The organism is Chamaesiphon polymorphus CCALA 037 (genome assembly GCF_003003845.1).
Lineage (GTDB): Bacteria > Cyanobacteriota > Cyanobacteriia > Cyanobacteriales > Chamaesiphonaceae > Chamaesiphon > Chamaesiphon polymorphus.
The window spans coordinates 1-6,710 of record NZ_PVWO01000332.1 but is presented as its reverse complement, the minus strand read 5'-3'; the positions used below and the strand labels follow the sequence as shown (position 1 = coordinate 6,710).

Annotated in this window: 3 protein-coding genes and 1 pseudogene; 3 read left to right on the top strand and 1 reads right to left on the bottom strand. The window is 40.9% G+C overall.

Going from position 1 to position 6,710, the window contains the following annotated elements; translation table 11 throughout:
• The 3 genes from C7B77_RS20705 to C7B77_RS20695 all read left to right on the top strand — a co-directional run.
• Window positions 1–1,346: peptidase domain-containing ABC transporter (locus C7B77_RS20705; RefSeq protein ID WP_146138425.1), on the top strand; the 1,346-nt coding region annotated here is incomplete at its 5' end.
• 84 nt (window positions 1,347–1,430) lie between these two features.
• Window positions 1,431–2,993 (top strand): putative HlyD family type I secretion protein, encoded by a 1,563-nt coding sequence (locus tag C7B77_RS20700; protein ID WP_106309248.1) that lies wholly within the window; start codon window positions 1,431–1,433, stop codon window positions 2,991–2,993.
• A gap of 46 nt (window positions 2,994–3,039) precedes the next feature.
• Entirely contained in the window at window positions 3,040–3,774 is a 735-nt protein-coding gene (locus C7B77_RS20695; RefSeq protein ID WP_106309246.1) for a peptidylprolyl isomerase, read from the top strand.
• Between the two features lie 102 nt (window positions 3,775–3,876).
• On the opposite strand, the pseudogene C7B77_RS31755 reads toward C7B77_RS20695, so the two are convergent.
• A pseudogene (locus C7B77_RS31755) lies at window positions 3,877–6,596 on the bottom strand (Tn3 family transposase).
• Window positions 6,597–6,710: the final 114 nt, after the last annotated feature.

The window sequence follows — 6,710 nt, the reverse complement described above, 5'->3', positions numbered from 1 at the left end:
CCGGACAACCGATCGTTGTCATGCTGGACATGTTATCGGTATTTGTCTATGCAACGATGATGTTTGTTTATAACTGGAAATTAGCATTAGCAACCCTCGTCACCATTCCCCCGTTCCTGATTCTCAATTTTGCCTCCACCCCCTTCTTACAAAAGATGTCGCGGGAAGTATTTACTGCTACCAATCATGAAAATAGCTATCTGATTGAAGCTCTCACTGGAGTGCGTACTGTCAAATCCATGTCGGTCGAAAAAGCGGTGCGCTGGCAATGGGAAGAACGACTCAACAAAGAAATTAGAATTTCGTTTCGCGGTCAAATGATCTCCCTCCAGCTTGGTGCCCTCAGCTCCGCGATTAGTACCATCGGTAGTGTGGCTACGACTTGGATCGGTGCATCCCTAGTCATCTCTGGGGAATTTACGATCGGTCAACTATTCGCTTTTAATATGATATCGGGAAATGTCACTGGCCCGTTTCTCCGTCTAGCTGGACTGTGGACTCAGTTGCAAGAGATGACCATTGCCGTCGAGAGATTGTGCGATGTCATTGAAGCTAAGCCTGAAGAAAATCGCGAACTCAGCTATCGCGATCTCGGTACATTTCGGGGGCGCGTGAAATTTGAAAATGTCACTTTTAAATATAGCCCCGATGCGGAGCGCAATATTTTAGAGAATATTAACTTTGAAATTGCACCGAATCAAACGATCGCTGTAGTCGGGAGAAGCGGATCTGGAAAAAGTACTCTAGCTAAACTAATTTTAGGTCTGTATGTGCCTACCAGCGGCAAAATCTCGGTCGATGAGATCGATCTCAAAACCATCTCGCTGAAATCGCTCCGCTCTCAGGTAGGCGTAGTAGACCAAGATACCTTCTTATTTAGCGGCACGATTAAAAGTAACATTTCCCTCGCTCGACCTGGTGCCGATATCTCTGAGGTCGAACGTGCTGCCGAATTAGCAGGTGCGGCAGAATTTATTGAGAAGATGCCGATGCGCTACGAAACGGAAATCGGTGAAGGGGGTGGAATGTTATCAGGGGGACAACGCCAAAGAATCGCGATCGCGCGTTCTCTGCTCGACAATCCCAAGTTACTAATTTTTGATGAGGCTACCAGCAGTTTAGATACCGAATCCGAGCGAACCGTACAAAACAATTTAGAAAAAATTCGCCACGATCGATCGACCATTATTATCGCCCATCGACTTTCCACTGTTCAGAATGCCGATCGGATTTTAGTTCTAGATAAAGGACTATTAATCGAACAGGGCACCCATGACGAACTCATGTCACAACGCGGTCATTACTACTATCTCAATCACCAGCAATTAGCAACTATTCCAGCATAAGTTCGAGAGTTAATAATTATATATTTTTGATAAATTATTTGTAAACATCCCGATCTTTAGTAATTATATCAACAATAACTACCAATGCTAGTCAATCCCCCCGAAGATGACAATTCAAACTCATCTACTAATTCATCAGGACAGATTCAAGTAGTAACTGATGCGCGAATAGTACCGATCGATCGAGGCATTATAGTTGTCAACAATACCGAAAAGGCCGACTGGTCTAATTCCGCTATCGATCTAATCGACACTGTGCCTTTACCCTGGACGCGGGGGCTATTTTATTTCCTATTATTATCCGTCGCGATTGTATTACCGTGGTCGTGTCTTTATCAAATGGATGAAATTGGTAGAGCTGGGGGGAGATTGGAATATAAGGGCGACAATATCAAGCGCGAAGCGGATGTTGACGGTAGCGTAGCCGTACTCAAGGTATATGTTAAAAAGGGCGATGCGGTCAAAGCCGGACAAAAAATCATGGAACTCGATGCCAAGAGCGTCCGCGAACAAATTTATCAATCTCAGCTTAAAATTGAGGGCGATCGCCAGCGGTTGGGACAATTAATGTTGATGAAAAATCAAATGAGAGTGCAGATTTCAACCCAACAACAACAGAATCAATCCCAAAAACTTGAAAAAAAATCGCAAATTTCTCAAGCTCAGCAAGCATTAGCAGATCGACAAGCTAGTTATAGCTTACAGCAAGCAGAAAAGATCGCTCAAATTCGCCAAGCTCAACAAAAAATTATCGATACACAAACTAATACACTACTATCTCGAAACAGATATAAAGATGCCAACAATGAAAGTTATCGCTATCGAGGATTGCATCGAGCAGGTGCAATTACTCTAGTCAAATCGCTAGAGATTGATGGTTTAACCAAGGAAAAAAAGCAAATTTTAGCTCAATCTCAAGCCAGTCTCCAGCAGTCCAACCTTCAATTAATCGAGCAGCAAGAGAACTATCGCAAACTTCTCCAGCAAGGAAAAGCCGATATCGAGCGGACTAAACTCCAAATCGTCGAACAGCAACGCGGCTTGGAAACTATAGATAAGGGTGGTACTATTGCTGTGCTCAACAACGATCGACAATTCAAAGAACTCCAAAGTCAAATTATTGCGCTCGAATCTGAAATAAATAGAAGCAGTTCGCAATTAAACTATTTAAGAAAACAACTCGATAAATATATTATCAAAGCCGATGCCAATGGCACGATTTTTGAGCTGCCCATCTCGCGCGAAGGCGCAGTCGTTCAACCCAAACAATTGATAGCGGAGATCGCGCCTAAAACTAGTAAATTGGTCTTCAAAGGTGAAATATCTACCGAAGAGAGCGAATCGCTGCGATCGGGAGAGAAAAAAGATGTCAAGCTCAAGTTTGATGAATTTCCCTTTGAGAGTTATGGCATCGTTAAAGGTCATCTGAGTTGGATTTCACCCAATTCTAAAGTTACTAAAACCCTTCAGGGTAGCAGCACCAGTTATGAGATAGAAGTCCAATTAGGGCAATCTTGTATCGAGCATGAAGGTAAGTGTATTCCCTTCAAGTCAGGTCAGCCAGCTACCGCAGAAATCGTCATTCGCCGTCGGAAAATCATCGATTTTGTCCTCGATCCGTTCCGCAAACTAGCTGATGGGCGTTGATGAGCGATCGATACTTCTATTTTTAAGATCGAGATATAGATAGAATATGTTAACAGCAGCACTTCAAGATATTAACTGGCAGTCAGTTATTTATACCGAAGCCAAAAGATCGGGCAAATTTCCCGAACTAGTTCGGGGTTTTTATCGCCACCATATCATCACCACAGCAGCCCAAGAGTTAGAAATATTCCCCACTGAAACCGAGATCCAATCAGCAGCAGATAAATTTAGAAAGGTCAATCAACTCGAAAGTATTACTGCTACTTGCCAATGGCTGGAAGCTAACTTTATGTCTGTTGAAGACTTTCAAGAGATGATTAGCTACCAATTAATCGTCGATAAATTAGTAAATCGTTTATTTGCCGATCGGGTAGAATCCTATTTTTACCAGAATTCAATTATTTATATGAGTGCGGCTATTTACGAAATTATCTTACCCGATTGGTATACGGCTATGGAAATTTTTTATGCAATAGAAGAAGGAGATCTAACTTTTGCCAGTGTTGCCGATCGCTATCTTACCAATTCCGAACTCAAGCGTCGCGGCGGCTATCTGGGTGCGGTTAGCCGTCACCAACTCCGTCCCGAATTGGCCGCTGCCATATTTGCTGCAACTCCCCCACAAATTATCGAACCCATCAAAACTAATTTGGGCGTTCACCTCATCCGCGTAGAAGAGATCGTGCGCCCGCAGTTAGATGAGATTTTACGCGAGCGGATAATCCGAGAAATGTTCGAGCTATGGTTGGCAGAACGCATGAATATCTTAAACCAACAGTAAAGGTTTGAATGCGATCTTACAGGTTTTGTAAAGCCGATTTGGGATCGACTTTCATCACACGGGGTTTTTTGTATAAACCCTCGAAAAGGGGGATTCTGGAAATTAATGAGACGGAGCCTGGGTTAGCTGCTCAACGATCGCATCGAGATCGATCGAGTCAGAAAACTTCCGAAACTCATAGCGACCATACAAATTGATGTGCTGCCAAGCAACAGGAGAAATCTGTCTCAACACCTCAACTCCTTGAACATCGCCAAGCTGCTCCCGATGGTCGAGAACACTAGACAAGATCCTGGCATTGTAATAAAGAATACAATTAGCAATCAAACGTCCACATTCGCTCCATAATTGTTGTTCAAGTTCAGATTTAAAGCGTAACTTACCAAAATTAGCGTGAGAGATAGCTCGACGTAACTGATAACCAAACGAATGTAGCACCGCAAAATTAATCTCATTCGTGCCGTGGGTATCAGTCGAATGAATCTGAGGCTGAATGTCAGTTGTATTATTGAACAAAATATCAAACACAAAGTGGCTCTCATGCTCGTTAGCTCCAATAATTTTGGCATTAACCGGAATATGATTAGCAACAAGTGTGTATGAAACAACACCCTTATTTAGCCCAAAGTACTTAGAAGAGTAACGTGAATTAATTGTATTAATCCGAGCTTCAAACTTCTGTCCATCACTACTAGAGTGAATCATATTGTCGATATCATAATGATGGAAGATCGATAACTCAGCAATAGCATTACTAATTAGATCGTTCGCATCTTTGAGCGTTTCTAACCGGATAAAATTCTCTGAAGTAGTGGTCAGCAGTTGATAGCTAATATCAGAAATTTGACCCATCCGACCCATACCCATATTATTACCCCAGGCAATCAAGCAAGCAATAATCACATCTTCATCTATAGCTTGTCGATGATAACGTCCTAAGATATGCTCGAAAGCTTTAATAAAATGGCAATGCTCATCTACAAAGTGGAGAATGCTAGCAATATCAACTTGTTTCAAACCCTCAAAGAGTGGTGCATTAATTAGGTCAACACCTTGAGGATACAAGAGATTCCAGCGGACTTTCTCGCGCCGCTTCTTAACCTGAAAATGTTCATTATCTCCGTCAGTAATGTGACGATTAACTTCCTCGATCCGGTCTTCAAGATTTTTCTCAAGTGATGCTAAATGTTCGATAATGGGCTGGGTTAAAATAGTTAAATTATTGCTAATCATTAACTGGTGTTTGTCTTGCCATCTCACATCATCAATCAAGTCATCTTCAAGACTCCGAAAATGAATACTATTTTGACAAGAGATATCACCCGATTCTAATCCATTACGGAGTAGTCGATAGATTAAGAACTCATATCGATTTGGAATTAACTGCTGGTCTTGTTCGCTAGTACCTGTATAGAGATAGCCTGAAACAGAGGATGGGACACATTCGACTGGAAATAATTCAGTCTGGAATTCCTTGAGTGGCTTACCCTTCTTGAATGCGACTCTCAAGAAATCGATCGATCGATCGCTTCAATCAATGTATCCTGAGTTAGTGTTGTGGTAAACTCAACGGTTAATATTATCTGTCGCAAATGCAACTTAAACTGGTGAGATAACTTATCAATATGCTCCCATTGGAAGGCAGTTTCGTCAAAACTTACTGTCTTCACCATTCGCTCGGCAACAATAATTAACTTTGGACGTGGTAGAATCCCAAAGATATTAGATTAAACTGTCTTAAAAGGTGTGTTAGCTTCAATACTTTCATCTGTTAACAGCTTGAGAACTTGTCCGGCTTTTTGGAAATTCTCATTGATTTCAATATGGCATTCATACAAACGTTCTTTAGCAACGCTTTTAGCTTCATCACTATAATGTCTCACCTTGGAGATTAAACAGTTAATTAAATTGTCTGAGTGTTGCTGATATCGATGATGAGCAAAACAGATAATGTAAATATAGGCTGTCCACTTATTCAGTTGTTTCAATCTGGCAACGGAGTAATAACCTACTAAAGCAGCATAATATTTAATACTCTCGTTGGATATCTCCATTTCTGGTAATAAGTTTTTGGAGATCGTGTATAAAAAATATAATTGTTCACCCCGTTGAATTTCACCCTTGATTTCTTTGAAACTAAAATTTCTCGGCTCTTGTTTTAGTTGAGTGATTTCATATAAGCCTGGTGATTCTTCTAATAGTTTATCAAATGCTGCAATTTCAGACGATTGCAATCGATCGCATACAATCTTTGTCAATCTATTATGCTCGGCAGTCAAAGCTTGGCTAATGATGTCTTGCATCAAGCTATAGCCTGGGATCACAATCTTTTGGTCTGTGAGATAATTGATCAGTTCACGAAATACGTAAACAGGTTTGCTGTAAACCTTTGCCGATTGCTGTGCTTTTCGTTCGAGTTCTTGACGCTCTTCTTTTCCACAAAGACGATAGCGATGGAGTTCAAGAATTAACCGCTGTTGTTTGAGTCGAGTCTGTTTGTCGATTACTTTGATTCCACCAAGCTGCTTGGAGTTAAAGTATTGCTCGCTAATATACTGAAAGTCATTTTCAACTTCATCAAGTGTAAATACAAAGAATAGATGCTTGGCTCTGAAATATCCCAACTGAAGAATGAAGTATATTTGAGATTTAATCGAACCAAATACTTCAAGTATCTCTAAATCTGATTGTGATAGTGCGAAGTATTCAATCTGGTCTTCACTATTAAATTTAGGTCGATCGTAAATACTTTCAATTTCATCAGTAGCCAGAATTTTCAACCGTTTTTCTTTGCGGGTGAATTCAGTACCTTCTTCTTTCATTTTGGCTACTCTCATTCAATTTTATTCGTCTCAGAAAGTATAGTTTTTGAGGCTAAGAATCTTCACAGCTAAACAACCACAAATGGAAGATGAAAATTTCAAAGCTACTCCCCA